At 67.5% G+C, this 25,519-nt stretch carries 26 protein-coding genes and 2 tRNA genes; 12 read left to right on the top strand and 16 right to left on the bottom strand.

Going from position 1 to position 25,519, the window contains the following annotated elements; all coding sequences use genetic code 11:
- Positions 1-2: 2 nt before the first annotated feature.
- Entirely contained in the window at positions 3-1,115 is a 1,113-nt protein-coding gene (serC, locus tag ACIOTO_RS12785; RefSeq protein WP_400858051.1) for a phosphoserine transaminase, read from the bottom strand.
- 101 nt (positions 1,116-1,216) lie between these two features.
- Between serC and ACIOTO_RS12790 the strand changes: the two genes are divergently transcribed.
- From ACIOTO_RS12790 to ACIOTO_RS12800, 3 genes are all read left to right on the top strand, one after another.
- Entirely contained in the window at positions 1,217-1,918 is a 702-nt protein-coding gene (locus ACIOTO_RS12790; RefSeq protein WP_029262734.1) for a metal-dependent transcriptional regulator, read from the top strand.
- 360 nt (positions 1,919-2,278) lie between these two features.
- The gene (locus ACIOTO_RS12795; RefSeq protein WP_036303711.1) at positions 2,279-3,028 is read left to right on the top strand and encodes a M23 family metallopeptidase; all 750 of its coding nucleotides are present in this window, start codon (positions 2,279-2,281) and stop codon (positions 3,026-3,028) included.
- A gap of 309 nt (positions 3,029-3,337) precedes the next feature.
- Positions 3,338-3,835 (top strand): HNH endonuclease, encoded by a 498-nt coding sequence (locus ACIOTO_RS12800; protein WP_029262732.1) that lies wholly within the window; start codon positions 3,338-3,340, stop codon positions 3,833-3,835.
- Positions 3,836-4,010: 175 nt separating this feature from the next.
- On the opposite strand, the gene ACIOTO_RS12805 is transcribed toward ACIOTO_RS12800, so the two are convergent.
- The 9 genes from ACIOTO_RS12805 to idi form a co-directional block, all read right to left on the bottom strand.
- Positions 4,011-4,083: transfer RNA gene (locus ACIOTO_RS12805), tRNA-Arg, on the bottom strand.
- 42 nt (positions 4,084-4,125) lie between these two features.
- Positions 4,126-6,312 carry an MMPL family transporter gene (locus ACIOTO_RS12810; protein WP_400858053.1) on the bottom strand — a complete coding sequence of 729 codons (2,187 nt, stop codon included), beginning with the start codon at positions 6,310-6,312 and terminating at the stop codon, positions 4,126-4,128.
- Between the two features lie 60 nt (positions 6,313-6,372).
- Positions 6,373-7,266 carry a prenyltransferase gene (locus tag ACIOTO_RS12815; RefSeq protein WP_105711319.1) on the bottom strand — a complete coding sequence of 298 codons (894 nt, stop codon included), beginning with the start codon at positions 7,264-7,266 and terminating at the stop codon, positions 6,373-6,375.
- On the bottom strand, positions 7,263-7,607 hold the full coding sequence (locus ACIOTO_RS12820) for a lycopene cyclase domain-containing protein (protein ID WP_400858054.1): 345 nt from the start codon (positions 7,605-7,607) through the stop codon (positions 7,263-7,265). Before ACIOTO_RS12820 ends, ACIOTO_RS12815 begins: the two co-directional genes overlap by 4 nt.
- A complete protein-coding gene (locus tag ACIOTO_RS12825; protein ID WP_029262728.1) occupies positions 7,604-7,951 on the bottom strand; it encodes a lycopene cyclase domain-containing protein in 348 nt (115 codons plus the stop codon). The genes ACIOTO_RS12820 and ACIOTO_RS12825 overlap by 4 nt, the downstream gene beginning before the upstream one ends.
- A complete protein-coding gene (gene crtI, locus ACIOTO_RS12830; protein ID WP_400858055.1) occupies positions 7,951-9,552 on the bottom strand; it encodes a phytoene desaturase family protein in 1,602 nt (533 codons plus the stop codon). The genes ACIOTO_RS12825 and crtI overlap by 1 nt, the downstream gene beginning before the upstream one ends.
- Positions 9,549-10,457 carry a phytoene/squalene synthase family protein gene (locus ACIOTO_RS12835; protein WP_400858056.1) on the bottom strand — a complete coding sequence of 303 codons (909 nt, stop codon included), beginning with the start codon at positions 10,455-10,457 and terminating at the stop codon, positions 9,549-9,551. Before ACIOTO_RS12835 ends, crtI begins: the two co-directional genes overlap by 4 nt.
- Entirely contained in the window at positions 10,454-11,536 is a 1,083-nt protein-coding gene (locus tag ACIOTO_RS12840) for a polyprenyl synthetase family protein (RefSeq protein WP_400858057.1), read from the bottom strand. The genes ACIOTO_RS12835 and ACIOTO_RS12840 overlap by 4 nt, the downstream gene beginning before the upstream one ends.
- 3 nt (positions 11,537-11,539) lie before the next feature.
- Positions 11,540-12,061: an isopentenyl-diphosphate Delta-isomerase gene (idi, locus tag ACIOTO_RS12845; protein WP_400858058.1), complete on the bottom strand. Its 522-nt coding sequence runs from the start codon at positions 12,059-12,061 to the stop codon at positions 11,540-11,542.
- A 132-nt stretch (positions 12,062-12,193) separates the two neighbouring features.
- On the opposite strand from idi, the gene ACIOTO_RS12850 reads away from it, so the two are divergent.
- The gene (locus ACIOTO_RS12850; protein ID WP_400858059.1) at positions 12,194-12,799 is read left to right on the top strand and encodes a MarR family winged helix-turn-helix transcriptional regulator; all 606 of its coding nucleotides are present in this window, start codon (positions 12,194-12,196) and stop codon (positions 12,797-12,799) included.
- 25 nt (positions 12,800-12,824) lie between these two features.
- On the opposite strand, the gene ACIOTO_RS12855 is transcribed toward ACIOTO_RS12850, so the two are convergent.
- Entirely contained in the window at positions 12,825-13,172 is a 348-nt protein-coding gene (locus ACIOTO_RS12855; protein WP_029262722.1) for an Lsr2 family protein, read from the bottom strand.
- A gap of 78 nt (positions 13,173-13,250) precedes the next feature.
- Positions 13,251-14,108: a LuxR C-terminal-related transcriptional regulator gene (locus ACIOTO_RS12860; protein WP_091029158.1), complete on the bottom strand. Its 858-nt coding sequence runs from the start codon at positions 14,106-14,108 to the stop codon at positions 13,251-13,253.
- Positions 14,109-14,216: 108 nt separating this feature from the next.
- On the opposite strand from ACIOTO_RS12860, the gene ACIOTO_RS12865 reads away from it, so the two are divergent.
- Together ACIOTO_RS12865 and ACIOTO_RS12870 are read left to right on the top strand one after the other, a co-directional pair.
- Complete coding sequence (locus tag ACIOTO_RS12865; protein ID WP_029262720.1) at positions 14,217-14,564, top strand: DUF485 domain-containing protein; 348 nt, start codon at positions 14,217-14,219, stop codon at positions 14,562-14,564.
- Positions 14,561-16,198, top strand: a complete 1,638-nt coding sequence (locus tag ACIOTO_RS12870) for a cation acetate symporter (RefSeq protein ID WP_262003825.1) — start codon at positions 14,561-14,563, stop codon at positions 16,196-16,198. The genes ACIOTO_RS12865 and ACIOTO_RS12870 overlap by 4 nt, the downstream gene beginning before the upstream one ends.
- Positions 16,199-16,279: 81 nt before the next feature.
- Here the strand turns inward: ACIOTO_RS12870 and ACIOTO_RS12875 are convergent, their stop codons facing one another.
- Positions 16,280-16,792, bottom strand: a complete 513-nt coding sequence (locus ACIOTO_RS12875) for a methylated-DNA--[protein]-cysteine S-methyltransferase (protein ID WP_105711310.1) — start codon at positions 16,790-16,792, stop codon at positions 16,280-16,282.
- A 229-nt stretch (positions 16,793-17,021) separates the two neighbouring features.
- Here ACIOTO_RS12875 and ACIOTO_RS12880 point away from each other — a divergent pair, with 229 nt between their 5' ends.
- Positions 17,022-20,690, top strand: coding sequence for an AAA family ATPase (locus tag ACIOTO_RS12880; protein ID WP_400858096.1), 3,669 nt, complete (start codon positions 17,022-17,024; stop codon positions 20,688-20,690).
- Positions 20,683-20,889, top strand: coding sequence for a hypothetical protein (locus ACIOTO_RS12885; protein ID WP_029262716.1), 207 nt, complete (start codon positions 20,683-20,685; stop codon positions 20,887-20,889). The genes ACIOTO_RS12880 and ACIOTO_RS12885 overlap by 8 nt, the downstream gene beginning before the upstream one ends.
- Before the next feature lie 85 nt (positions 20,890-20,974).
- On the opposite strand, the gene mscL is transcribed toward ACIOTO_RS12885, so the two are convergent.
- The 3 genes from mscL to ACIOTO_RS12900 are packed head-to-tail and all read right to left on the bottom strand — an operon-like array spanning position 20,975 to position 22,306.
- A complete protein-coding gene (gene mscL, locus ACIOTO_RS12890) occupies positions 20,975-21,397 on the bottom strand; it encodes a large conductance mechanosensitive channel protein MscL (protein ID WP_029262715.1) in 423 nt (140 codons plus the stop codon).
- A 24-nt stretch (positions 21,398-21,421) separates the two neighbouring features.
- On the bottom strand, positions 21,422-21,694 hold the full coding sequence (locus ACIOTO_RS12895; RefSeq protein ID WP_400858060.1) for an FmdB family zinc ribbon protein: 273 nt from the start codon (positions 21,692-21,694) through the stop codon (positions 21,422-21,424).
- 15 nt (positions 21,695-21,709) lie between these two features.
- Positions 21,710-22,306 (bottom strand): 5-formyltetrahydrofolate cyclo-ligase, encoded by a 597-nt coding sequence (locus ACIOTO_RS12900; protein ID WP_029262713.1) that lies wholly within the window; start codon positions 22,304-22,306, stop codon positions 21,710-21,712.
- A 41-nt stretch (positions 22,307-22,347) separates the two neighbouring features.
- On the opposite strand from ACIOTO_RS12900, the gene galU reads away from it, so the two are divergent.
- The 4 genes from galU (at position 22,348) to ACIOTO_RS12920 (ending at position 24,952) form a co-directional block, all read left to right on the top strand.
- Complete coding sequence (gene galU, locus ACIOTO_RS12905) at positions 22,348-23,235, top strand: UTP--glucose-1-phosphate uridylyltransferase GalU (protein WP_029262712.1); 888 nt, start codon at positions 22,348-22,350, stop codon at positions 23,233-23,235.
- A 43-nt stretch (positions 23,236-23,278) separates the two neighbouring features.
- Complete coding sequence (locus tag ACIOTO_RS12910; RefSeq protein ID WP_091029250.1) at positions 23,279-23,890, top strand: GNAT family N-acetyltransferase; 612 nt, start codon at positions 23,279-23,281, stop codon at positions 23,888-23,890.
- Positions 23,891-23,981: 91 nt separating this feature from the next.
- Positions 23,982-24,827: a hypothetical protein gene (locus tag ACIOTO_RS12915; protein ID WP_400858061.1), complete on the top strand. Its 846-nt coding sequence runs from the start codon at positions 23,982-23,984 to the stop codon at positions 24,825-24,827.
- A 52-nt stretch (positions 24,828-24,879) separates the two neighbouring features.
- Positions 24,880-24,952, top strand: a tRNA-Ala gene (locus tag ACIOTO_RS12920).
- Positions 24,953-25,519 lie beyond the last annotated feature (567 nt).

Raw genomic sequence — 25,519 nt, forward strand, 5'->3', positions numbered from 1 at the left:
GCTCAGGCGCCCAGGTTCTCCAGCACGAAGTCGATCGAACGGGTGAGCTGACGCACGTCGTCCGGGTCGATCGATACGAAGGTCGCGACGCGTAGCTGGTTGCGTCCGAGCTTGCGATACGGCTCGGTGTCGACGATGCCGTTCGCCCGGAGGGTCTTCGCGATCGCCGCCGCGTCGATGCTGTCGTCGAAGTCGATCGTGGCGACCACCGGAGAGCGGTGTGCGGCGTCCGTCACGAAGGGTGTGGCGACCGACGACGCCTCGGCCCAGTCGTACAGCACCGAGGACGACTCGGACGTGCGGGCCGCCGCCCAGGCGAGCCCACCGTTGTCGAGGATCCAGCGCAGCTGGCTGTCGAGCAGGTGCAGCGTGGTCAGTGCCGGGGTGTTGAGCGTCTGGTTGAGCCGGGAGTTGTCCACGGCGTTCTTCAGGCTCAGGAACTCGGGGATGTACCGACCGGATGCCGCGATGCGCTCGATGCGCTCGATCGCAGCCGGTGAAACCGCCGCGAACCACAGGCCGCCGTCCGAACCCAGGTTCTTCTGCGGGGCGAAGTAGTAGACGTCGGCCTGAGCCGCGTCGAAGTCGATGCCGCCGGCGGCGCTCGTCGCATCGATGACGGTCAGCGCGCCGTCGGCGTCGATGCGGCGGACGGGAGCGGCGACGCCGGTCGAGGTCTCGTTGTGGGGCCAGGCATAGACGTCGACACCCGGCACGGGCTCGGCGACGGTCAGGGACCCGGGCTCGGCCTTGCGCACGTCGGGTGCCGCGAGCCAGGGGGCACCGGCTGCGGCGGCGAACTTGCCGCCGAACTCGCCGAAGACGAGGTTCTGGCTGCGACGTTCGATGAGGCCGAAGGCCGCGGCGTCCCAGAAGGCGGTCGAGCCGCCGTTGCCCACGAGGATCTCGTATCCCTCGGGGATGCGGAACAGGGCGGCGAGCTGCTCGCGCACGCTGCCGACGAGGTTCTTCACGGGCGCCTGGCGGTGCGAGGTGCCGAGGATCGACGCTCCCGATGCGACCAGCGCCTCGAGCTGCGCGGGGCGCACCTTCGAGGGGCCGCAGCCGAAGCGGCCGTCAGCGGGCAGGAGGTCACCGGGAATCTCGATCGCCATGGGTCGATTCTAGAGGGCACCCGGCGGGTCGCCGGACCGGCGACGGATCCGATGTCGGTCCGGGAATGTAGGCTTGCCTAAGAACCCCGGAGGGCCTGCACATGACCGATCTGATCGACACCACGGAGATGTATCTCCGCACCATCCTCGAACTCGAGGAGGAGAACATCGTGCCGCTGCGCGCGCGCATCTCCGAGCGCCTCGGTCACTCCGGCCCGACGGTCTCGCAGACCGTGGGGCGCATGGAGCGCGATGGCCTCGTCATCGTCTCGGAGGACCGCACGCTCGAGCTCACCGACGCCGGCCGCCGCAAGGCCGTCGACGTGATGCGCAAGCACCGTCTCGCCGAGCGTCTGCTGTCGGATGTCATCGGACTCGACTGGGCGTACGTGCACGAAGAGGCCTGCCGGTGGGAGCACGTGATGAGCGAGCAGGTCGAGCGTCGCCTGGTGGAGCTGCTCGGGCACCCGACCGAATCGCCCTACGGCAACCCGATCCCCGGCCTCGACCAGCTCGGCGACCTGCCGGCTCGCACCTTCGACGAGGGCGTCATCGGTCTCGTCCAACGACTCAACGCAGCGGGCGAGCCCGTCGAGGGGACCGTTCGTCGCCTCGCCGAGCCCGCGCAGGTCGACCCCGAGCTGCTGGAGCAGCTGCGCGATGCCGGTGTGGTTCCCGGAGCGCACGGAGACTTCCGCTTCAGCGAGGGGTACGTCCTCATCCAGATGGACGGCAAGGAAGACGGTCTCGAACTCCCCGTGGAGCTTGCATCGCACATCTTCCTCGTGGGCGAACCCGCCTGATCCGGCAAGGATTCCGTGCCTCGCAGCGGCATGTGGAGTGCTCCTGATGCGGCCTCTGCGACGATTGTCAGGTTCCCGGGGTGACACGATCGTTATCTTCCGGTAACCTCGGTCGAGTCGCCAGCGAAGAAGCCCGCTGGAGATGGACCGCGAAGATACGCCTTTCAGGCTCGTCGTCTTCACGGCAGGAACGCACAAAGTACCCGAGATACGTTCGTGCCACGAGAGCAGAGTGCCGACGAGCCAGCGCTACCCGAAAGCGCTAGGGCCCAGGAGGACCACGTTTTGGCCGCAGACATCGAACAGCCCGCGAAGAAGACATCTGGAGACCGAGTGAGCGCACGACGCGCAGGTGCGCGGGTGACCGCTCGCAAGGCCGTCAAGCCACTCCGATCCATCGCCATCTTCGGGGCCGTCGGTGCGCTCGTCGCCGGCATCGCTCTTCCTGCGTTCGCGCAGTCCAAGCCGAGCGAAGCCGCTCCGACGACCTTGCAGCAGCTGGCCGCGGTCGACGCGCAGTCCCTGGTGGTGGCCTCGCAGGCCACAGCTGCTCCCTTGAGTCGAGGCTCCTTCAGTGCGACGACTCCCGAGGAGATCGCGAAAAAGAAGGCAGAAGAGGCCGCTGCGGCTCGCGCGGCCGCTGCCGCAAAGGCATCGACGGCGTCCTCGTCTGCCCAATACAACACGGCCGGCTACGCGCTGACCTCCCCGGGCTCGGGTGAAGTCCGCTACCCGCTCCCGATGGGCTCCTGGAACGTCAGCCGCACGATCGGCGGCGGCCACAACGGTGCCGACATGCTCGCTCCCGCGGGCACCCCGATCTATGCCGCCGCTGCCGGAGTCGTCCGCGCTTCCGCCGAGAGCATCGGCGGCTACGGCGTCGCCGTCATGCTCGACAGCGTCGTGGGCGGTCAGCGAGTGCAGACGACCTACGGTCACATGATCTACGGTTCGCGCCAAGTGCAGGTCGGACAGTCGGTAGCGGCAGGACAGCTGATCGGCTATGTCGGCAGCACCGGACGCTCGACCGCCAACCATCTGCATTTCGAGGTCTGGATCAACGGCGGACTCGTCGAGCCCATGTCGTGGCTCTCGGTCAACGCCGGCTGATTCCCGGACACGCCTCGCTCCATTCACCCGCCGTTTCGCCCCGCATGCAGCCGGATGGGTTAGCCTGATCCCGTTGTCGTACAGGTGGGAGAGGCTGATGGAGCGAATACCGACCATCCGAACCATGGATGCCCTCGGTCGTCACGTCCTTCTGCATAGCCCGCGGGGAAGCCACGGCGTCGCCGTGCGCGAAAGGCGCTGTCTTTAGACGGCGCCTTTTTTCGTCCCCACGATCGCTCTGCCACCTGCGCGACCTCGTGTGAGTCGAGAGTGCCGGGAAGCCGTCCCGGCGGATCGAGAGGATGACGAATGCGCACACTGGTCCTGAATGCCGGATACGAGCCGCTCGCGATCGTGTCGTTCAAGCGAGCCCTGGTGCTCGTGATGAATGACAAGGCGACCGTGATCGAACGCGTGGAAGACGACCCCGTCTGGGGCACCCACGGCGTGTATGAACGTCCGGCGGTCATCATCCTCGCTCGGTACGTCCGGGTGCCGACGAGCAGACGCGTGCCGGTCACCCGCCGCGGTGTGCTGCGTCGTGACAATCATCGATGCGGCTACTGCGGGAAAGCTGCTTCGACCATCGACCACGTGCTGCCGCGTTCACGCGGGGGAGCGGACTCCTGGGAGAACCTGGTGGCTTGCTGCCTCCGCTGCAACAACGTCAAGAGCGATCGCACACCGCAGGAGATGCGCTGGCAACTGCGCTTCACCCCTCGTCCTCCGCACGGTACCGCCTGGACGGTGCGCGGAACCGAGCGCAGCGACCCGCGGTGGGAGCCGTACCTGGCGTTGGCGGCGTGACGGCCGCGTGCCCTCGAGTCCTCCACCGGCCCCTCCACGCGCCGCGGGATGGTGAGGCGCGGAACGGTGGGAGCAGGGGGCGGCGCGTGGAGCCTCCTGGCCGGCGGGGCCCGCTGACGAAGGGCCTGAGACGTCGAAGAGGGGCCACCCTTCGGGCGGCCCCTCTTCGACGTCGTGCCCTCGACAGGATTCGAACCTGCGACCTGCCCTTTAGGAGAGGGCTGCTCTATCCCCTGAGCTACGAGGGCGTGCGTCCAGTCTAGGCGACCGTCCGCACGCCCCCTCGCGCATCAGTCCTCGCCGCGGCGCCACAGCTTGGAAGGCCACCAGATCGCCTTGCCGATGTCGTACGTCAGTGCGGGGACGAGCAGCGAACGGACGACGAACGTGTCCAGCAGCACCCCGAACGCCACGATGAAGGCCAGCTGCACCAGGAACAGGATGGGGATCACCGACAGCGCGGCGAAGGTCGCCGCGAGCACGAGACCCGCTGACGTGATCACCCCGCCCGTGATCGACAGGCCCCGCAGGATCCCCTCTCGGGTGCCGTGCTGCTTCGACTCCTCGCGGACCCGCGTCATCAGGAAGATGTTGTAGTCGATGCCGAGTGCCACGAGGAACACGAACCCGAAGAGCGGAACGGCGGGGTCCGCACCGGGGAAGTCGAAGATTCCGTTGAACACGAGCGCGGAGACACCCATCGCGGTTCCGAACGACAGGACCGTCGTCAGGATCAACAGCACCGGCGCGAGGATCGAACGCAGCAGCAGCATGAGGATCAGCATGATCACGAGGAGGATCACGGGGATGATCAGGTTGCGGTCATGGATGGAGGCATCGTTCGTGTCGATCGAGGTCGCGGTGACGCCACCCACGAGTGCCTTCGTGTCGCCGAGGTCGGAACGCACCTCTCTCACGGTGGCGGCCGCGGCGGCCGAGTCGGCCGCGTCGGTCAGCGTGCCCTGAAGCAGCACCTGCCCGTCGACCGTCGTGGGGTCGGGGGCGGGGGTGCCCGGCGGGCCGACGGCCGTGATGCCGTCCTCGGTGACGGGGGCGGTGCCGCTGGGGGAGTCCGCGGCGGTGACGGAGACCGCATCGATCCCGTCGTTCGCGAGCAGGACGTCCGCGGCATCCTGCAGTCGGTTCTCGTCGACGACCACGTACACGGGGCTGCCGGATCCGCCGGGGAAGTGCTCGCCCAGAGCCACCTGACCGTCGCGGGCTTCCGAGGCGCCGAGCACCAGGTCCGATTGCGGCACCCCGTTCGCGTCGAGCTGTGTGATACCTGCCGCGCCGGCGACGAGGACCAGGGTCGTCACGATCCAGATGACCCGTGGGCGCCGCTTGATGAGTCCCGCCAGCCGCGCCCACAGTCCCGTCGTGCGCATGCCGTGCTCTGCGGCGACCACTTCCGGTTCGAAGCGCGGGCGTCGCGGCCAGAACACGGCGCGACCGAAGAGCAGAAGCAGGGAGGGAAGCAGGGTGAGGGCGGACAGCATGGCGAAGACGATGCCGATCGCGGCGACGGGGCCGAGCGTGCTGTTCGACTTCAGGTCGCTGAGCAGCAGACAGAGGAGTCCGGCGATCACGGTGCCGCCCGAGGCCGCGATCGGTTCGACCGAGCCCTTCCATGCCGCCAGGAGTGCGACGCCCTTGTCCTGCGCCACCCGGAGCTCCTCGCGGAAGCGTGCGACGAGGAGCAGGGCGTAGTCGGTGGCGGCGCCGATCACGAGGATGAAGAGGATTCCCTGTGTCTGGCCGCTGAGAAGCAGCACCTCGAACTTCGCCAGCCACCACACCACGAGGAGCGCCACGCAGAGCGCGAAGAGGCTCGTCGAGAGCACGACCAGCGGCAGCAGGAACGAGCGGTAGACGAGTACCAGGATGACCAGCACCGCCAGGAGAGCGACGCCGAGGAGCAACCCATCGATCCCGGCGAAGCCCGCGACCAGGTCGGCGCTGAACCCCGCTGGTCCCGTGATGTACACGCTGATGCCGTCCGGGACGCCGGCGCGCAGTTCTTCGCCCAGTGCCGTCGTCGTGTCGGCCAGCTCGGCGTCGCTGTCGATCGGGATGAACGCCTGTACTGCCTGCCCGTCATCGGAGGGGAGGGCGGGAGACACGTCCTCGCCGACGCCCTCCACGGTCGAGGCCTCGGCCACCGCATCCGAGATCGCATCGAGTTCGCTCTGCGTGAGCTCGTCCTCGGACGTGAAGACGGCGATCGCCGGGATCGAGTCGCTGTCGTTGAATTCACCGAGCAGCTGCTGCACCTCGGTGGCCTGCGCGGATTCGGGGAGGTACGTCGTCTGCTCGTTGGAGGAGACCTCATCGATCTTGCCGAACAGTGGACCGCCCAGAGAGGCGCCCACCAGCCACACGAGGATCAGAGCCACGGGGATGAAGACCCGCGCCCAGGAGTGCTGCCGCGAGCGCTCCCTGAGGGGTGGAGTCGGTGGGGAATCAGGGCGGGACATCAGGTGCCTTTCGGGGAGGACGGTCGTTCAGAAGCAGGAGTCAGGAGCAGGAGGCAGGAGTCAGGAGATCCACGCGAGGATCAGGATCATCGTCGCGAGGAAGCCGGCGAAGTAGTTGAGGGCGATGAACCGGCGCCAGGCGCGATTCGTCGACGCGGAGCTGCCATCGTCGACGTTCCACCACGGTGCTGCGTTGACCACGTAAGGCAGAGCGAGGACGGCGGCGAGCGGGCCGGGCCATGGGGTGAACAGCATCGCCGCACCGGCGATCGCCCAGAGCCCGAGGGAGAGCCGAACCGTCGCACGCGCCCCGATGACGGTGGCTGTCGAGGAGATTCCGCCTTCGCGATCGGGGCCGATGTCCTGCACGGCACCGAAGGCATGGGCTGCCATGCCCCACAGGAAGAAGGCGCCGAGTGTGATGATCGTGCCGATCGTCACCGGTGCGCCGACCAGGGCGAGAGCGACGATCGCCGGACTCACGAAGTGCGTGCTCGAGGTGATCGAATCGAGGAACGGCCGCTCCTTGAAACGCAGCCCCGGTGCCGAGTAGGCGATCACGGCGAACACGCTGACAGCGAGCCAGAACCAGGATGCCGGGTTCCCGACGATCACGAGGTAAACGAGGAACGGGATGTTCGTGGCGGCCGCCGCCCAGAGCGTAGCGCGATGGATGCGAGGCGCAAGGAGCGCACCCTCGATGCCGCCCTTACGGGGGTTCGCCAGATCGGAGGCGTAGTCGAAGACATCGTTGATCCCGTACATCGCGAGGTTGTACGGGACGAGGAAGTAGAGGGTCCCGATCACCAGGGTGATGTCGAGTTCTCGCGTGGCGAGGAGATAGGCCGCCGCGAAGGGGAACGCGGTGTTGATCCAGCTGATCGGCCGCGAGGAGAGCACGATCTGCGCGAGATCCCGTCCGAAGGTGCGCTCGCGTGCGGATCGGGCGTTCATCCGCGGGCCTCGTCATTCTCGGTCGAGGCTTCGCGCGCTCGCCGCCGTGCGCGCAGAGCCGTCCACAGGGCGGGAAGGAGCAGCGCGCCCGCGAGCGGATACGCGAAGTCCTCGATGGGGGCGAGGCCGATGTGCAGACCGAGCAGGGGACCCTGTGCGTAGTGGAACAGCCCACTCGCGATCATCAGCGTGTCGAAAACGGCCGTGAGGAGGAACAGGACGAGCACCGTCAGCAGGACGGCCGCGGGCACGGGGCCGCGTCGGCGGGAGGCCAGGGCCAGGACGATGCCACCGCCGGCGGCGACGAGGAGGAAGCAGGCTGCGACGTGGATGTAACTCATGCGTCACCGGCCTTCGTACGGAGCCGATCGCGCCTCCGAGCGAGCAGGCGGGCGGAGCCGGTGTAGATGACCATCGTGCACACGATGAGGAAGAGCAGGAACACCGGCTCCTCCACGGGCAGTTCCGGTGCGAGCACCAGACCCGTCGCGATCGCCGCGTCGCCGCGGAGGAAGATGCCGTTCGCGATGCCCGCCGCGTCCCAGAGGAGGAAGAAGACGAGGCCGACCACCGTGACGACGGCGGCCGAGAGCGCATCCCGCCAGAAGAACAGCCGGAACCGCCAGTCCAGAAGCAGCATGCAGCCCAGCGAGACCAAGAGCGCGGTCAGGTACAGCGCGCCCATCAGGAGTTCGCCGTCCCGATCGTGGGGGCATCCGGTTCCGGGAGTGGGCCGGGGGAGTGATCACCGCGGAGGCGCTTCAGGACGATCTCGGCGCTGATCAAGCACATCGGCACACCGACGCCGGGCGCGGTCGTGGCCCCGGCGTAGAAGAGTCCCTGCACCCGCCTGGACGCGTTCTGAGCACGGAACATCGCACTCTGGGAGAGGATATGCGCCGGCCCGAGCATCCCGCCCCGCCACGAGCGGTAGTCGTCGCGGAAGTCGGCCGGCCCTTTGGTCTCGCGCACGACGATCCGCTCACGGAGATCGGGGATGCGTGCCCATGCCGCGACCTGGTCGATGGCGGCATCGGCTGCTCGCTCGATCTCCGCGGACCCCGATCCATCGGATCCGCCATGCCCGAGCTCGACATCCGCCGGAACGGGAACCAGGATGAACACGTTCTCGTGGCCGGGCGGCGCGACATCGGGGTCGGATGCGCTCGGTCGGCAGACGTAGGTCGAGGCCGGGGCGGGGACGGACGGGGTGGGGCCGAAGATCGCGTCGAAGTTCGCATCCCAGTCGTCGGTGAAGAACAGCGAGTGGTGAGGGAGTTCGGGCAGGGAGCCTTCTACCCCGAGCATGACGAGCACCCCGCCGGGACCGCTCGTGCGGCGAGTCCACCACGACTCGGGATAGCTCTGCAGCGATCGCGGCAACAGCCTGGTCTCGGTGTGGTGCAGATCTGCGGCGGAGACGACGATATCGGCGAGCTCGACGTGGGAGGTACCCGATCCGTCCACCCAATCGACGCCGGTCACGCGTGTTCCGCCGTCCCCATCCTCGGTGCGGATGCCGGTGACGTCGGCACCCGTGACGACCCGGGCTCCCGCATCGCGGGCCAGGGCCTCGATCCGTTCGATGACCCGCCAGAACCCGCCCTGCGGGTAGCTGACGCCCTGGTCCAGATCGAGGGAGCTCATCAGGTGGTACATCGCGGGAGCGCTGCGAGGGTCTGTGCCGAGAAACACCGCCGGGTAGCCGAGGATCTGACGCACGACCGGATGCCGGAAACGACGAGCCGCGAAGGACTGCAGCCGGGTGCCGAGCAGCGTGAACAGACGGGGCAGCGCTCGAAGGACCTCCGGCGCCAGGAGCGACCGTGTCCGGGTGAAAGGGTTGTAGAGGAAGTACTTCTGCGCCATCTCGCCGGCATGACGTGCCGACTGCAGGTAGGAGTCCAGCGCCGGGGCAGAACCCGGTTCCAGATCCTCGAAGAGGCGCGTGACGGCCTGCCTGCCGGCGGGCACCGTCACCGCGCCGCGCGTCGGATCCTCTGCGGTCGGTTCGCGGAACACGCGATAGCCGGGATCCAGTCGGGTGAGGTCGAGCTGCTCCTCGGTCGTGGTGCCCATCATCGCGAAGAAGTGGTCGAAGACCTCGGGCATCAGATACCACGACGGTCCGGAGTCGAATCGGAAGCCGTCACGCTCCATCGTTCCGGCCCGCCCGCCGACGCGGTCGTTCTTCTCCAGGACGACGACCTCGTGCCCGTCCCGTGCGAGCAGGCCCGCGGTCGCGAGGCCGGCGACGCCCGCACCTATAACCACCACACGGCTCATCGGTCGCGCTCCATCGCGGTCACGGCGACCGCGCGAGCGGCGAGCACGGCCTTGATCGGGTCAGGAACCCGCACCCGTCGTCGGTACAGGACCTCGGCCGGTGTCTTCGCAACGCGGCGGGTCAGTGCGGCGAACAGCGCCAGCGCGCTGCGCACGGCCGCGCGAGCATCCTTCGGGAGCAGGGGGATCGCCGCGCGGGCGTCGGTCAGCTGGCGCAGGATCGTGTCGACCCAGTCGTCCCGGTCTGCGTCGGTCAGACGCGCGGTGCCGCCGAGGTAACCGCGGTGCAGACGATCCGTGTCGTCGGCGAGGTCGCGCAGGAAGTTGACGTTCTGGAAGGCTGCGCCGAGCTGTCGCGCACCGCGTCGGAGGGTCTCGAGCTCCTCGGGTGTGCGGGGCGAGTCCCGCAGGAATACCTGAAGGCACATCAACCCCACGACCTCGGCGGACCCGTAGACATATGCCGCGTGGGCGTCGGCGTCGTAGGCGGCAAAACCCGTCTCACGGTCGATGTCGGCACTCATCGAATCGAAGAAGGGCGTGGTCAGGTCTTCGCCGATGTCGCACTCCCGGGCCGTCCGCGCGAAGGCGTGCAGGATCAGGTCGCTGCTGTATCCGCTGCGCATCGAGCGGTGAGTCGCTTCCACATAGGAGGCGAGAGCTGCCGACTGCGCCGCGCTGTCGAGCCCGGCCTCGGCGGCGACACCGTCGACGATCTCGTCGGCGATGCGCACCATCGCGTATATGTTGCGCACATGTTGACGATGTCGCCGTCCGAGAAGCCGGGTCGCGAGTCCGAACGACGTCGAGTAGGTGCGGATCACGTCGCTCGTCGCGATCTCCGCCGTGCGGCTGAATCGGCGGAGGGCGGCGTCGTCGGAGGGATCGTGGGGGATGGTGGTCATCGCTCGCGACCATCGACGCGGGAGGCCAGTGCGCGGATCGTCCGTCCGGCGGCCGGTGGGAGTGTGCCCTCGGACTCCGCGTCGCGGAGAACGGTCGATGCGGCCTCGAGGTGCTCGCTGACGAGCCCACGCACGAATGCCTCGGCGCCGCACTCGCGCAGTCGATCGCGAGCGCGGGAGCCGTCCGCGCCGCTGAGATCGGGTCTGCCGAAGTGCTGTTCGATCCCCTCCCAGTGGCTCGTCATGCGGGCATAGGAGATGATCGCGGTCTCCTTGCCTTCCCGCAGGTCCGAGAAGGGATCCTTGCCGTGTTCGTCGGGGTCGCCGAACACGGAGAGCAGATCATCCTGCAGCTGATACGCGAGGCCGAGGTGTCGGCCGATCGTGGTGAGTCGCTGCTCGGTCGCCGACGACGACCCTGCCAGCACGGCTGCGGCGCGCAGCGGAAGCACGAACGAGTACGTCGCCGTCTTGTAGGCGCTCGTCGAGAGGATCGTTCGTAGATCCGGAGTGATCATGCCGTCGCTGAGAGCGACATCGGCATGCTCACCGGCGACGGTCTCGAGGATGGTCTGCTCCAGAAGCGAGAGCAGGCGATCGCGTGCGTGCACGGAGACGTCCACCCGGGCGAACCCCAGCACCGCCGAAGCCAACAGGAGATCGCCGAGGAGGATCGCGCTCGATCGCGCCCAGTGCAGTTTCGGTGCGGCAGGGGCGTCCGGCCGACCCGCGACGAGAGTGCCGATCAGGTTCGGTCCGTGCCGGCGGATGAGGTCTCCGTCGATGACATCGTCATGCAGGAGGAAGGCGAAGTGCAGCAGCTCGACCTCGGCCGCGACATCGATCGCGGACTCGCTCGCCTCCGCCGAGAGCGGGTGCGGTGAGAGGGCCTGCGCCAGGTCGACGAGCAGTCGCGGCCGGAGGAGTTTGCCGCCGAGTGCGTGTTCGGCCGCCACCGTCCACAGCTCCGTGAACCCGGGGCCGTATTTCTCCGCCGCTGCCGTGTGCGCGGAGAAGCGTCGCCGCAGCGCGGCTTCGATCCGTGTCCCGAGTGCTTCCTCCGTGGCTGTCGCGCTCATTGCTCAGACCTCGCCGACCTGTCGCAGAAGGGGAAGCTGCTCGACGAGCCACGGGCTGAACACGAACGGAGCGTGTGTGACGGCTTCGATCAGGGCGGGCACTTCGACCCACGTCCATTCCGATACCTCGTCGGGATCGGCCGCGGGTTCACCGTCGATCATCGCCACGTGCACCGGGCAGATCTCGTTCTCGACAATTCCACTCGCGTCGATGGCCCGATAACGGTAGTCAGGCAGCACGAGGCGAACACCCGAGAGTCGGATGCCGAGCTCGTCCAGACCACGTCGCCGAACCGCGTCCCCCATCTTCTCGTCGGGTCGTGGATGGCCGCAGAAGCTGTTGGTCCAGACGCCGGGCCAGGTCCGCTTCGCGAGCGAACGGCGGGTGAGGAGCAGACGTCCTCGTGCGTCGAAGACGTAGCACGAGAAGGCGAGATGCAGCGGGGTGTCGCTCGTGTGGACGTCGCTCTTCGGCAACGTGCCGACGGCGGTTCCGTCATCGGCCAGGAGGGTCACGTAATCCATGGCATCTCCCTTGTTCGAGCCTCTCAAGATTGCTAACTTGGTGAGTAGTCAACTTAGCATGAAACTGTGGGTGTGTAACATGATCGCATGGACACGGAGCCCGGCACCACCCCGCACGCGGGGTCGCCGGCGATGAATCCGCCCGTCGACGGCGATACGAGCTCTGCTGACCGCACGCCGGATGGGTTGAGCCACGCGGCGATCTACGACGTCGATGCCAGTGATCCGCGGAGCACACTGGTCGACCGAACCGGCGTGCCGCCGGAGGAACTGCGGCAGATCGCCCGCCTCATGGAGTCGCTCGCGGGGCTTCGAGAAGCCGAACAGACCCTCTCTCAGGCTTCACGCCGGTACATGCGGCTGAATGAGACAGATATGCGCGCGCTGCACTATCTGATCGTGTGCGCGAACCGGAGCCTGGTGGCGACACCAGGAGGGATAGCTCACCACCTGGATGTGTCGACGGCCGCGACGACCAAACTCCTCGACCGGCTGGAAAAGGGCGGGCACATCACCCGCGCACCTCACCCGACCGACCGGAGGGCGCTCCGCATCAGCATCACGCCGGAGACACGGCTCGCGGCGATGGAGACGGTCGGCCGACAGCAGGCGAAGCGTTTCTATGCTGCTGCACGGCTTTCGCCCGCCGAACGGGATGTCGTCATCCGATTCCTCCAGGACATGACGGAAGAGATCACGCTGCGAGACGAAGCCTGGTTACAGCAGCCGTCCGATTGAGAGTTCGGCCCACGAGGGGCCGAACTCAGTGGGCTGCTTTGTACGCATCCAGGATCGGGGCGGGGATGCGTCCTCGCTCGGAGAGCGTGTAGCCGTTCTCGTTGGCCCATGCCCGGATGGCGGCGACCTCGGGATTGCGTGCCGGTCGCTTGCGAGAAGATGAAGAGGAACGTGCGGTGCTGGAGGAGCCGGCGCGTCGGCCCGCAGCGATATACGGCTCGAGAGCCTTTCGCAATTCCTCCGCATGCGCAGCATTCAAGTCGATCTCGTAGGAGGCGCCGTTGACCGAGAAATGCACGGTCTCGCCTTCTCCGACTTCCAGGACGCTGCCGTCGATATCGTCGACCAACTGGTGCACAATTCGTCTAGCCATGCGTGCGACTTTACCTGCAGAAGCGAAATGCGACAACAATTGAATATTGCACAGTCATAATCCGCTTCGGCGCAGGTCTCAGGGAAGAAGCCCCGCACGGCGCGCTCGGGTGACGGCCGCATGACGCGTGGAAGCGTCGAGTTTCGACATCGCGGTGCCGAGGTATGCCTTGACCGTGCCTTCGCGCAACCCGAGTTGTGCGGCGATCTCCGCGTTGGTCGATCCCAGCGCGGCGCAGGCGAGCACGTCGGTTTCCCGGCGCGAGAGATGGATGGTCGGCACGGGCCCCGTCGTGGCAGGAGCCGCATCCCCGGCCAGCGCCACGAGGCGACGCTCGACCTCGGCGATCCGTGCGCGTATCGCCGCGTCGTCGACCGAGGCCGCGATGCTGCGCAGTTCGGCGAAGCTCTCCCGGAGGGCCTCACGCTGCGGGGGAGCCACGGTCTCGCTTCCGAGCTGGCTCGTGTCCAGCCGTCGTTGCACCTCGTCGCGGATCCGCAATTCATCGGCGACGGACTGGGCCACCTGCATGGCCGGAGCCGTGGTGACACCCCCGACCTGTTCCTCGTCCCATGCGCCAGCGTAGAGCACGCCGCGGGACCGGCCGTGGACGACGATCGGGAGGGCAAGGAGCGTACGCAGCCCCTCGCCGAGGACGAAGACGTCGTAGTCGTGGGTGATCTGCTGCGACGAGCCGTAGTCGCTCGTCATTCGTGGGCGCAGTTCCATCATCGCCCGCCCGCCGAGTCCGCGCTCCGGACGCACTCGCAAGCCGTCCAAAGATCGGGTGCGCGCGCCGACGATGCTGGTCACGCTCACGACGCCCTCTTCGATGAGGCCGCCGAATGCCACAGGGAAGCGTGTTCGCCGCGCGAGCTCGCGCACCGCATGGGCGACGAGCTCCGACTCGGAACCGAGAGGGACTGGGGCGCTCACAATTACCTACTTCCGGGGGTGACGACTGTGTTCCCCGTTTCGTAGCGTCGACTTTATCATCCGCACAGTTCCGCTGCGCGGGGACCGGACATGTGGCAAGGAGGCCCCATGAGTGATCAGACGCACGTCGATTCGAACGGTGAGATCGACTACATCGCCGTCGAGCAGTCTCCACGATTCCAGAGGTTGAAACGGACGCAGAGATCGTTCATCTTTCCGCTCGCCGTGTTCTTCCTGTTGTGGTATTTCGCCTATGTGCTTCTTGCGGCATTCGCGCCCGATTTCATGGGACAACGTGTGTGGGGCGATATCACCATCGGGCTCCTCCTCGGTCTCGGACAGTTCGTCACGACGTTCGGCATAACCATGGCGTACGTGTCGTTCGCGAATCGGAAACTCGACCCGTTGGCGACGGAGATCCGTGAAGAACTCGAGAAGGCGCAGGGGCACGCATGAACGCCATCCGCGCGGCGGTCGAGCCGGTCGCTCTCGATATCAACCCCGTCTTCAACATCTCGATCTTCCTGGCTTTCGTCGCGGTGACACTCTTCATCGTCATCCGCGCGAGCCGCAACAACAAGACCGCTGCCGACTACTACGCCGCCGGCCGTTCTTTCACGGGACCGCAGAACGGATTCGCCATCGCAGGCGACTATCTGTCCGCGGCGTCCTTCCTCGGCATCTGCGGCGCCATCGCGATCAACGGCTATGACGGATTCCTCTATTCGATCGGATTCCTGGTCGCGTGGCTCGTCGCACTGCTGCTGGTGGCGGAGCTGATGCGCAACACCGGGAAGTTCACGATGGCGGACGTGCTGTCGTTCCGCTTGAAGCAGCGCCCGGTGCGAATGGCGGCCGCGATCACGACGCTCGCTGTGTGCTTCTTCTATCTGCTGGCGCAGATGGCCGGTGCCGGTGGGTTGGTATCGCTGCTGCTCGGCATCGACGGACGGCTCGGGCAGTCGATCGTGATCGCCGTGGTCGGCTTGCTGATGATCGTCTACGTCCTGATCGGCGGCATGAAGGGCACCACATGGGTGCAGATCGTCAAGGCCGTCCTCCTGATCGGCGGCGCCGTCGGCATGACGATCTGGGTGCTCGCGATCAACGGCTTCAGCCTGAACACCCTTCTCGAAGCCGCGGTCGCGAATTCCGACAAGGGCGATGCGATCCTGGCTCCGGGACTGCAGTACGGCGCGAACCCGTGGGACTTCCTGTCCCTCGGCATGGCGCTCGTGCTCGGGACCGCCGGCCTGCCGCACGTGCTCATGCGCTTCTACACCGTGCCGACGGCCAAGGAAGCACGCCGCTCGGTCGTCTGGGCGATCTGGCTCATCGGTGGTTTCTACCTGCTGACCCTCGTGCTCGGCTACGGTGCCGGAGCACTGGTCGGTGCGGATGTGATCGCGGCCGCTCCGGGCGGCGTGAACTCGGCGGCGCCGCTGCTCGCGCTCCGGCTCGGCGGTCCGGTGCTGCTGGGCTTCATCTCCGCCGTGGCTTTCGCGACGATCCTCGCGGTGGTCGCTGGCCTGACGATCACGGCTGCGGCGTCGTTCGCGCACGACATCTACGCCAATGTCATCCAGAAGGGGCGCAAGGATGCTGCCGGCGAGCCGGTCGCCGCAGATCCGAACGGCGAGGTGCGCGTCGCTCGTCGCACTGTGGTCGTGATCGGCATCCTGGCGATCCTCGGCGGCATCGGAGCGCAGGGGCAGAACATCGCATTCCTCGTCGCTCTCGCTTTCGCCGTCGCCGCTTCCGCCAATCTGCCGACCATTCTCTATTCGCTCTTCTGGCGGCGGTTCACGACCCGGGGCGCAGTGTGGAGCATGTACGGCGGGCTCGGGTCCGCGATCCTGCTCATCGTGCTGTCGCCGGTGTTCTCGGGAACCCCGACATCGATGATCCCTGGGATCGACATCGCCGTGTGGCCACTGAACAATCCGGGGATCGTCTCGATCCCGCTGGGTTTCCTTCTCGGCTGGCTCGGAACGGTGACGAGCTCCCGCAAAGAGTCTCCGCAGCTCGCCGCTGAGATGGAGGTGCGCTCCCTGACGGGGTTCGGCGCGGAGAAGGCGGTCGAGCACTGACCGCGGCCTCCTGAGGATCGAACCCGGGCAAGACGTGGACCCGGCGGCCTACTCGCCGGGTCCACGTCTGCGTCCGCTCGCTCAACCCGCCTCGAGGTCGAGCAGGTATCTCTTGCGCTCAGGGTGCGCGCCGTACTGGCCCACACTTCCGTCCGACCGGACGACGCGATGCACCGGCACGATGATCGAGAACGGCGTGAGCCGACACGCGGTGCCGACCGCGCGGGCCGCGCCGGGGTGTCCGGCACGGACGGCCACCTCTCCGTAGCTCATCGTCTCGCCCCATTCGATCGTGCAGATCGTCTGCAGGGCGCTCAGGTGGAATCCGTCCACCAGCCGCCAGTCGAGCCGGAGGTGCTGGTCGAAACGCACCGGGTCACCGTCGAAGTAGTCGGCCAGAAGATGTGCGAGCTCGTCGGCGGCCCCGGGGTCGGGCTCCGGAACGGCGCCCAGCTGTCGTGTGACGCCCTCGAGGAGCCAGGGAACGAGGGGGTCTTCGGATTCGGAGAGGTCGAATCGCACGATGCCCTCGTCCGAGAACACCGCGAGGGCGTCACCGAACGGAGTCGGAGCGAAGTCATAGCGGAAGGTCATGCGACCATCCTGACTGGCATCGCTGTCCGGGGAGCACCGGCCTCCCGGGCGGGGTGGAGAACGTGACGGTCATCGCCACGGGGCAGGAGGAGTGCGGATCGGCTCTCGGAGGCGGATATTCGGCGGAAACCCGCCCGGGATACCCCAGCTCGCCCGGTCTCGCGCCTAGGGTGTCATTGTGTGGCGACGTGAAGACAAGACTGCGGAGAACACAGCGGCAGACGCTGCTGTGGCCATCGGCGATCTGCACGAGCCCACGACCGGCGTTGACATCGCCCATGCCGCTGAGGCTGAGCGCACCCGGCTGAGGGCGGAAGCGGCCGACCTCGGCGGCCCCTCTCCGCTGGTGAGCTTCCGCGACAGCCCGGAATCGGGCATCGACATCTCCAAGGCCCACCCCGGCAGCCTGCCGCAGTTCATCACCGGAAAATCGACCCTGCTGTCGAACCTCTTCCGCGACGAGGTGGGTCTGCGCACCGCGCGGCTGGCCGCCGAGCGGATCACCGCGAAGAACACAGAACTGCGCACCGTCCGTGGCATCGAGGCCGTGCACCTGGCCGTCGGAGTCGCCCGGTGGCGCATCGGCGGAGCGGGCTTCGCCGCGCCCGTGCTGCTGCGGCCGCTGGCGATCCGGCGGCATCACTCCGACTTCGAACTCAAGCTCCAGGGCGCGTTCGAAGTCAATCCCGAACTTGTCCGCATCGCCCGTGATCATTTCGGGCTGTCGATCGATGCCGCGTCCCTCGCAGCGCTCGCGTACGACGGCGGGATCTTCAAGCCGCAGCCGGTCATCGACAACCTGCGCGTGATGACCCGCTCGATCGACACCTTCTCCGTAGAGCCGCGGCTCGTGGTGTCGACGTTCGCCGACGTCTCCGGAGCGATGTCCCGCGACGCCGGAAGCCTCGATCACGTGCTCCTCAATGCGCTGGGCGGCCATGTGGGCGACCGCGAGCGTGTGACGGCGCCTCGCGCCACGCCGCACCTCACCGGACCCGACGATCGGGCTCCCGCATCGGACAATCTTCTTCTCGACGCAGACGCCGAGCAGGAAGCGGTTCTCGCGCGCATCGCCGCCGGACACTCGCTCACGGTGGCGACGCTCCCCGGCACGGGCGGAACGCAGACGGTGATCAACGCGCTCGGCGAACTCGTCCGCGCCGGCAAGCGCGTGCTCGTGGTCTCGGCGCGTCGTTCGACACTCGACGGCGTTCGTCATCGGCTCGCGGGTATCGGGCTCGACAGCCTCGCGATCTCGCCGGCCAGCGTGCGTCGCGACCTGGTCAGGGCGATCGGCCGCAACGAGAAGGCGACACCACCCAAGGTCAGTGAGGTCGACGACGCGCTGGTGCGCCTCCGGACCGTCCTGCGCGACTACCGCCAGGCTCTCACGGCTCCCATCGCGGGAGTGGATGCCTCGGTGCTCGACGCGACCCGCCAGCTCACCAGGCTCGCGTCGCTGCCGGTGCCGCCGTCCACCACCGCTCGGCTCGGCACCGACGCTCTCCGTCGCCTCGCGGCAGATCGCAGCGAGGCTGCAGAAGCCCTCGCTCAGGCCGCGCGTCTTGGGGAGTTCCGCTTCGGCCCGAATGATTCGCCGTGGTACGGCGTGACCTTCACGAGCACCGAAGCGGCCAGAGCCGCGCACGAGCTCGCCGGTCGACTGCACTCGGACAGCGTCCCCGCTCTTCTCGAGCGCGGCTACGAACTGATCGCCCAGACGCACATGCGACCGTTTGCGACGATCGACGAGCTCGGCGAGTATCTGCGTCTGCTGCAGGGCATCCGCGATTCACTCGATCGCTTCAGCCCCACGGTCTTCGAGCGGCCGTTGGGCGAGCTCATCCAGGCGCACGGCTCGCGTCGCGACGCCCCCGGTCTCTCCGGAGCGAACCGGCGGCGGCTGCGGCGTCTGGCGAAGGAGTATGTCCGTCCGGGCGTCCACGTGACCGAGATGCATGAAGCGCTGCTGCGGATCCAGACTCAGCGCACGCAGTGGCAGCGGTACGTCGAGGCGGGGGTCGCCCCGGAGATCCCGCTCGGTCTCGCCGACGTGTACGTGGCCTGGCAGCGGGTCGAGGCGGAGCTCGCCGAACTGGATGCCGCGCTGGGCCGCCGCGAGCCGTTGGCGTCGCTCCCGGTCGCACGACTAGTCCGCACTCTTGCCGGGCTCGCCGCCAAGTCCGACGTGTTCGAGAACCTCGTGGAACGCGCGCAGCTGCGCGATCGCCTCGCGCTCCTCGGGCTCGAGCCGCTGCTCGCGGAACTCTCGGTGCGGCACGTGGCCGAATCGCAGGTGGGGGAGGAGCTCGAGTTCGCCTGGTGGCAGTCGCTCCTCGAGCGCGCGCTGCAGGACAACCGTGCTCTACTCGGTGCGAACACCGCCGTCGTCGACCGGCTCGAGCGCGACTTCCGGCTGGTGGACGAGGCACACGCCGCGATGGCGGGCCCGCTCCTGGCCTGGCAGCTCGCCAACCAGTGGCGGATCGCGATCGTCGACGAACCGCAGCAGTCGCAGCATCTCCGGCGCGCGCTGACTCAGCCCGCCGCGACCACTGCGCAGGTCGTCAGCGCCGCGCCGACCCTCGTCGACGTGCTCGCGCCCGTCTGGATCTCTTCCCCGTACCTCGTGCCGGAGATCCCGGAATCGGTCGAGTTCGACACCGTCCTTCTCGTCGATGCGGCCGCGATCAATCTGGCTGAGGCTGCACCGGCGATCTGCCGGGCACGCCAGGTCGTCGCGTTCGGCGATCCGGTCACGCAGCGTCCCACACCGTTCCACATCGCCGTGGATCCGGAGGACACCTGGGAGGCGGAGGTGTCGTTCGACGACGTCTCGGTGTTCGAGCGCCTCTCCGAGCTTCTGCCCGTGATGACTCTGACGCGCAGCTACCGTGCCGGTGGCGAGGATCTCGCTGAGCTCATCAACGATGCGTTCTACGGCGGCGAGATCGTCTCCCTGCCGTGGGCGGGCTCCTATCTCGGTCGCGGCAGCCTCACGGTCGACTACGTCGAGGGCGGGACGGGTACCCCTGATCCGGTGTCCGGTGCGGTCGAGAGCCCCGATGCCGAAGTCGCGCGTGTGGTGACCCTCGTGGTCGAGCACGCCGTTCACCGGCCCTCCGAATCCCTCATGGTGGTCACCGCCAGTGCGCGTCACGCCGAGCGCGTGCGTGCCGCTGTCACCTCCGCCTTCGCCGGGCGTTCCGACGTGGCGGACTTCGTCAGCCGTGATACCGCAGAGCCGTTCGCCGTCCTCACCCTCGAGGAATCCGTGGCGGAGAGTCGCGACCGCGTGATCTTCTCGCTCGGGTTCGGACTCACCAAGCACGGCCGTGTCCTGAGCGACTTCGGCGATCTCTCCACACCAGACGGCGAGCGTCTGCTCACGGTCGGGATGACCCGAGCCCGCCGATCGATGGTCCTCGTCTCGTCGATCCGCCCGTCCTCCTTCGACGATGGGCGCCTCGAGCACGGCGCAGCCACGCTCATGTCGATCCTCGGTGGTCTCGCCGCCCGCGGCAGGGATGCGCGGCTCGAGGATCTGGCTGACCCGCTCACTCTCGCCCTGGCCAGGGAACTGCGGCGGCTCGGCGCCTCCGTCGATGTCGACTACCGCGGACTGCTTCCGCTGGTCGCGCAGCACGGCGGCAAGGCGGTCGTGATCGAGCCCGACCCGGAATCGCGCGGTGAGTCCCTGCGCGAGACGCTGCGGCTGCGGCCGCACGTCCTCCGTCGCCTCGGCTGGCACTACGTGCGCGTGCACGCGTTCGATCTCTACAGCGATCCGGCGACCGTCGCGACGCGCATCGCCGCCGTGTTGGGCATCTCCGACACCGTGCCGCGGGCCGAGAACGACACGCAGCCGCTCGATATCGCCGACACCCCGAATGACTGACCAGGTCGACCCCGATGCTCCGCGTCAACGTGTGGTGCGGGTCGCCGGATCGCGTCGTGCCCGACTGACTCCGGTGCCCGGAAGTGACCCGGCCCCGGAGACGGGGACCGATCAGCCGACGCCGCCACGTGCCCGGCCGAAGGGCGCGAAAGGCCCGAACGACGATCAGCTCATCCAGGACGTGCCGCCGCACTACTGATCGTTCTTCACGAGCCCGAGCCGGAAAGAGAGACGCGCGGTCCCTCCGAAGAGGAATCGCGCGTCTCGTGTCTGAGTGGAGGGCGTCAGGCGCCGCGCTGCGCCTTGAGCAGGTCGCGGATCTCCACCAGCAGCTCGGCCTCGCTCGCTGCGGCCGGCTCCTCCTCGGGCTCTTCGGCCGGCGTGCCTTTGCGTGCCTCGACGTGCGCCTTGAAGGTGTTCATCGGGAGTACGAAGACAAAGTAGACGACGGCGGCGACGGCGAGGAAGCTGATGATCGCCGAGATCAGGTCACCGATCGGGAACGTCACCGTCTCGCCGTAGATGTTCGGAACGGGGATCCCGAACTCCCCTGCGGCATCCGCCTTGAGGAAGAGTGAGATGAAGGGGTTGATGATGCTGTTGACCACCGCGGTCACGATCGCGGTGAACGCCGTGCCGATCACGACGGCCACGGCCAGATCGATCACGTTCCCGCGCAGCAGGAAGTCCTTGAAACCTTTGAGCATGGGAACCCCCAGTAGATCAGGGCCTCACGAAGAGGCCGGAGTCGACGCAGTCGCCGGTTTGGCGCTCGTCGTCGATTCCGTCTTCGATGATGCCGAAGCATCCCCGGAACCGCCGGATTTGGCACGCGAGTCCGTGCGATAGAAACCGGACCCGTTGAAGGTGACGCCGATCGAGCCGTACTGCTTCCGCAGCTGGCCGCCGCACTCGGGGCACACCGTCAGGGCGTCATCCGCGAAGCTCTGCACGGCGTCGAACTTGTGTCCGCACGATGTGCAGGCATAGGCGTAGGTGGGCATGGGGGTCCTTGCAGGTCAGCGTCGCCGAGGCGACAGGGTGAGAGTCTGCGACGGCGTCACGATCCCGTTCACGGGCTGATCGTGCACCTCTCGCGGAAGTTCGTCGAGTACCTCGGAATCATAGATGACCGCGTAGACGGGCGGGCACTGCTCCATGGAGCCGATCGTCTTGTCGAAGTAGCCGCGTCCCCAGCCCATCCGCATCCCGGTGCGATCGACGGCGGCGGCAGGGACGATCATCAGGTCCACGTCGTTGACGGCGATCGGACCGAGGACCTCACCGGTGGGCTCCGGCAGGCCGTGGAGTCCTTCGGAAACCTCGTCGTCGTCGGTGGCCACGGCCCAGTCCAGGAGACCGTCGGCGCGGGTGACCGGCAACAGGACGCGGATGCCGCGGCGCACCGCCCTCGTCACGAAGTCACGGGTGCCCGGCTCGGTGGTGGTCGACAGGAAGCACGAGATCGACTGTGCGCCGAGCTCGTCGACCAGGGCGTCGAGGCGCTCGCCGATCGCCGTGGCCGCGGCCTCGCGCTGCGGATCGGAGAGGAGCTGGCGTCTTTCGCGCAGTTCGGCGCGGAGAGCGCGCTTGGCGTGTTCGACGTCATTAGACATGGCTTCGAGTCTACGGCGACGCTCACCGCTAGGCTGGGAGGATGGCTGACCACAAGATCAAAGCCGTCATTCCCGCGGCAGGACTGGGGACTCGATTCCTTCCCGCGACGAAGGCGATGCCGAAAGAGATGCTGCCCGTCGTCGACAAGCCGGCGATCCAGTACGTCGTCGAAGAGGCTGCGGACGCCGGGATCGACGACATCCTCGTCATCATCGGCCGCAACAAGAACGCGATCTCCAACCACTTCGACTCGGTGCCCGAGCTCGAGGTGAGGCTCATGGAGAAGGGCGACACGGGGCGACTCGAGCGAGTGATGAAGTCGAGCGACCTCGCCGACATCCATTTCGTCCGGCAGGGCGAGCCGAAGGGTCTCGGACACGCGGTCCTGCGTGCACGTACCCACGTCGGCGACAGTTCGTTCGCGGTGCTGCTCGGCGACGATCTCATCGACGAGCGCGATCCGCTCCTCACCGACATGATCGCCGAGCACGAGCGCTCCGGCGCCGCGGTGATCGCGCTGATGGAGGTCGACCCGGCCAACATCCACATGTATGGCGCCGCGGCGGTCGAGCCGATCGAGGGCCAAGCTGCCGTCCGGGTCACCGGTCTCGTCGAGAAGCCTGCGCAGGAAGACGCTCCGTCCAACCTCGCCATCATCGGTCGATACGTTCTTCCCGCGTCGGTTTTCGAGATCCTCGAGCGCACCGAGCCGGGCAAGGGCGGCGAGATCCAGCTCACGGATGCGCTGCAGGAACTCGCGACCGATCCCGACGGACCCGGCGTCGTCGGTGTCATCTTCGGAGGACGCCGTTACGATACGGGCGACCGCGTCGACTACATCAAGGCCATCGTTCAGCTCGCCTCGGATCGGGAGGACCTCGGCCCCGAGCTGCGGCCCTGGCTCAAGGAGTTCGCGGAACGCCTCTAGGCGATCCTGCGGAGGTCGGTGCGGCATGGAACTGGCGACGGGAATGCGACACGGACCGATCGAGCTGCGACTCGTGCGGGCGAAGGATGCCCGCCCGCTGCAGCATGAGCTGCTCGCGAACCGATCGTGGCTCCAGCCCTGGGAAGCGACCGTCCCGTACGGCTCCGTCTCGTTCGACATGAGGCTCAGCATCCGTCGTCTGCTTCAGCAGTACCGTGACGGATCGGGCTATCCGTTCGTCATGGAGTACGACGGCGAGGTCGCCGGGCAGCTCAACGTGTGGGGCGTCTCGCGCGGCTCCCTCTGCTCGGCGACCATCGGGTACTGGGTGAGCGAGCGTTTCGCGGGCCGGGGCATCACCCCCACCGCAGTGGCGCTGGCCACCGATGCCTGCTTCACGGAGTACGGGCTGCACCGGATGGAGATCTGCATCCGACCGGAGAACGCTGCGAGCCTTCGAATCGTTCAGAAGCTCGGATTCCGCTACGAGGGTCTGCGCCGCCGCTACATCCATATCGACGGCGACTGGCGTGATCACTACGCGTTCGCGCTGACCCGCGAAGACGTCCCTCAGGGTGTGCTCGCACGCTGGCTCAGCGGTCAGGTGCCGCCTGACGCCGCGACGGTACCGCCGTCCGACCGAATCGCCCTCTGAGCCGGTGCTCGCCGGGCGATCCTGACGGACTCGCCGCGACACGCGCCCTTCTGTACGGCTCTGTCACCGCTGAACCCGTACCGTTGTCGATATGGACGGGCCGGTGCTGAGCGGGGGAGTGATCGTGCTCGTCGCCGTGCTCCTCTGGATGCTCTACCTGCTCCCTTCGTGGAGAGGCCGCTTCCAATACAACGCCGCGGAACGCAACGCCGTTCGACTGAACCAGGCGCTCCGCATCCTCGCCGAGACGAGTGAGACTCCGGCCGAGGTGCACGTCGAGCTGAACGCCCGTACGGCGCTGGCACAGCAGAAACTCGCCAAGCGGGTGCAGTCGGAACGCGAGGCCGCCGAGCTCGAGTCTCTTCGCGAGGAACTCGCAGCGACCAGGGCCGACCCGGTGATCCGTCGCGCTCGCGCCCGCCGCCGGGTGCGCATGGTCGCGACGATCTCTCTCCTGCTCGGTCTCGCCGTGGTCGCATTCGGCATCTGGCAGCTCGTGGCCGTCGGGTCCTCGGTGCTGTTGTGGCTCGGCGGGTCGATGATCCTGCCCGCCGGCATCGCGCTCCAGAGGATGGCGGCGGTCGCGAACCGCGCGGCGCGCGCCACGCATGAGGTGGCGCCACCCGTCAAGGAACGTGTCGCACCCGTGCTGCACGACCAGGGTCCGGCGACGTGGACACCGCGTCCGCTCCCAGAGCCGCTGGTGTCCGTATCGGGATCGCGTGCGCAGGCTGCGCAGGCCCAGATCGAGGCGCAGGAGCAACGCCGCAAGGCAGCCAGAGTCGCCGCGCTGCGTGAGCGCGCCGAGCAGATGGCGCCGGCAGCACCGGTGCAGCTTCCTGCCGCGTCCTCGCCCTACGCGAAGATGGGCTTCGTCGACGATGCGGAGATCGAGGCGCACGTGCGGGAGTTGCTCTCGCGTCGCGCCGCGGGGTGATCGTGGTAGACGCGATCAACGCTTTCGTCGTGATAGCGTAGAACTCGTTCACGGGCCTATGGCGCAGTTGGTAGCGCGCCTCGTTCGCATCGAGGAGGTCAGGGGTTCGAATCCCCTTAGGTCCACAGAACACGAAAGCCCCCGGTGAGAACCGGGGGCTTTCTGCTTTCCTCCGGCGCTCTTTGCCTTCCCCCGCCCTCTTCACTCATGTGCTTGCTCGAGTCAACGGTCGGACCGTGACGGGGGAGAGTGCGCGGCAACGCCGGTCCCTCTCCCCGCCGAATGCACCCGCGCCGTGACGTCGCGCCCGTACGGGCGATCGAGGGTGTGCTCTCGCCGTCCATCGAGGACGGCTCCGTGACGCGGGTTATCGGGCGACACGCCCGGCGGTCAGCCCTGATTTGCCCGATCCCCGGGATCCGCGTAACTTATTACTTGTTCGCCCCAAACGGTTGAGCGGAGGTCCTCGGACCGGCTCCCGTCAAGCATCGAACACCTCCCGAATCTGAAACACTCACTGAGTGAAGAGGATGAAGGTGCTGGTCCGTTCCCACGGTCAGGCCGAAGAAACTCGGACTTGACAACGGAAACGAGATCGGTAAGATAGAGAAGTTGCCCTGCGGGCCTGGCTGTGATGGCTGGGTCGTGGGAGCATCCGATCCTTGAGAACTCAACAGCGTGCACTTGTCAAA

It is taken from the genome of Microbacterium sp. NPDC087592 (genome assembly GCF_044743585.1).
Taxonomy (GTDB): Bacteria; Actinomycetota; Actinomycetes; order Actinomycetales; family Microbacteriaceae; genus Microbacterium.

Bases quoted from the DNA above. Each gene is read 5' to 3' on its own strand.
- serC (WP_400858051.1), bottom strand. From the start codon at position 1,115: ATGGCGATCGAGATTCCCGGTGACCTCCTGCCCGCTGACGGCCGCTTC.
- ACIOTO_RS12790 (WP_029262734.1), top strand. From the start codon at position 1,217: ATGACCGATCTGATCGACACCACGGAGATGTATCTCCGCACCATCCTC.
- ACIOTO_RS12800 (WP_029262732.1), top strand. From the start codon at position 3,338: ATGCGCACACTGGTCCTGAATGCCGGATACGAGCCGCTCGCGATCGTG.
- ACIOTO_RS12810 (WP_400858053.1), bottom strand. From the start codon at position 6,312: ATGTCCCGCCCTGATTCCCCACCGACTCCACCCCTCAGGGAGCGCTCG.
- ACIOTO_RS12815 (WP_105711319.1), bottom strand. From the start codon at position 7,266: ATGAACGCCCGATCCGCACGCGAGCGCACCTTCGGACGGGATCTCGCG.
- ACIOTO_RS12820 (WP_400858054.1), bottom strand. From the start codon at position 7,607: ATGAGTTACATCCACGTCGCAGCCTGCTTCCTCCTCGTCGCCGCCGGC.
- ACIOTO_RS12825 (WP_029262728.1), bottom strand. From the start codon at position 7,951: ATGGGCGCGCTGTACCTGACCGCGCTCTTGGTCTCGCTGGGCTGCATG.
- crtI (WP_400858055.1), bottom strand. From the start codon at position 9,552: ATGAGCCGTGTGGTGGTTATAGGTGCGGGCGTCGCCGGCCTCGCGACC.
- ACIOTO_RS12835 (WP_400858056.1), bottom strand. From the start codon at position 10,457: ATGACCACCATCCCCCACGATCCCTCCGACGACGCCGCCCTCCGCCGA.
- ACIOTO_RS12840 (WP_400858057.1), bottom strand. From the start codon at position 11,536: ATGAGCGCGACAGCCACGGAGGAAGCACTCGGGACACGGATCGAAGCC.
- idi (WP_400858058.1), bottom strand. From the start codon at position 12,061: ATGGATTACGTGACCCTCCTGGCCGATGACGGAACCGCCGTCGGCACG.
- ACIOTO_RS12850 (WP_400858059.1), top strand. From the start codon at position 12,194: ATGAATCCGCCCGTCGACGGCGATACGAGCTCTGCTGACCGCACGCCG.
- ACIOTO_RS12855 (WP_029262722.1), bottom strand. From the start codon at position 13,172: ATGGCTAGACGAATTGTGCACCAGTTGGTCGACGATATCGACGGCAGC.
- ACIOTO_RS12865 (WP_029262720.1), top strand. From the start codon at position 14,217: ATGAGTGATCAGACGCACGTCGATTCGAACGGTGAGATCGACTACATC.
- ACIOTO_RS12870 (WP_262003825.1), top strand. From the start codon at position 14,561: ATGAACGCCATCCGCGCGGCGGTCGAGCCGGTCGCTCTCGATATCAAC.
- ACIOTO_RS12875 (WP_105711310.1), bottom strand. From the start codon at position 16,792: ATGACCTTCCGCTATGACTTCGCTCCGACTCCGTTCGGTGACGCCCTC.
- ACIOTO_RS12885 (WP_029262716.1), top strand. From the start codon at position 20,683: ATGACTGACCAGGTCGACCCCGATGCTCCGCGTCAACGTGTGGTGCGG.
- mscL (WP_029262715.1), bottom strand. From the start codon at position 21,397: ATGCTCAAAGGTTTCAAGGACTTCCTGCTGCGCGGGAACGTGATCGAT.
- ACIOTO_RS12895 (WP_400858060.1), bottom strand. From the start codon at position 21,694: ATGCCCACCTACGCCTATGCCTGCACATCGTGCGGACACAAGTTCGAC.
- ACIOTO_RS12900 (WP_029262713.1), bottom strand. From the start codon at position 22,306: ATGTCTAATGACGTCGAACACGCCAAGCGCGCTCTCCGCGCCGAACTG.
- galU (WP_029262712.1), top strand. From the start codon at position 22,348: ATGGCTGACCACAAGATCAAAGCCGTCATTCCCGCGGCAGGACTGGGG.
- ACIOTO_RS12910 (WP_091029250.1), top strand. From the start codon at position 23,279: ATGCGACACGGACCGATCGAGCTGCGACTCGTGCGGGCGAAGGATGCC.
- ACIOTO_RS12915 (WP_400858061.1), top strand. From the start codon at position 23,982: ATGGACGGGCCGGTGCTGAGCGGGGGAGTGATCGTGCTCGTCGCCGTG.